The following is a 304-nucleotide window of genomic DNA, read 5'->3' as shown; positions in this document are numbered from 1 at the left end:
TCCCATGCCGTCTCCAGCATAGTATCATCGGCCGCTTAGGTCTTAACCATCGTGTTCGGGATGGGAACGGGTGTGTCCCCTAAGCGCATCGACACCGGAAATTTCGTGTTGTAATGAGTAAGTGCAAAAACAAAATCAGAAACTGTGTTGAAAGTTTACTTTCATAAGCAGTTTTTGGTTTTCGGTTTTATAAGCGGCGAACGCCGCGACCGAGCGAACTTGTTCGCGAGGTGCACTTACGGACCTTAAACACTCAACAGTATATAAAACCCTTACTTCTTCTTCCTTAGAAAGGAGGTGATCC

The 304-nt window shown here is 46.1% G+C and carries 1 rRNA gene (cut by a window edge); it reads right to left on the bottom strand.

The features are described 5' to 3' along the window. A 5S ribosomal RNA gene (gene rrf, locus DWX68_RS14495) occupies positions 1 to 99 on the bottom strand (it extends 59 nt beyond the left edge of the window). Positions 100 to 304: the final 205 nt, after the last annotated feature.

The sequence above is a fragment of the Clostridium sp. AF20-7 genome, from assembly GCF_003479275.1.
In the GTDB taxonomy this organism is placed as follows: domain Bacteria; phylum Bacillota; class Clostridia; order Lachnospirales; family Lachnospiraceae; genus Otoolea; species Otoolea fessa.
The sequence above is the reverse complement of the archived record's forward strand: the minus strand, read 5'-3'. Positions and strand labels throughout refer to the sequence as shown.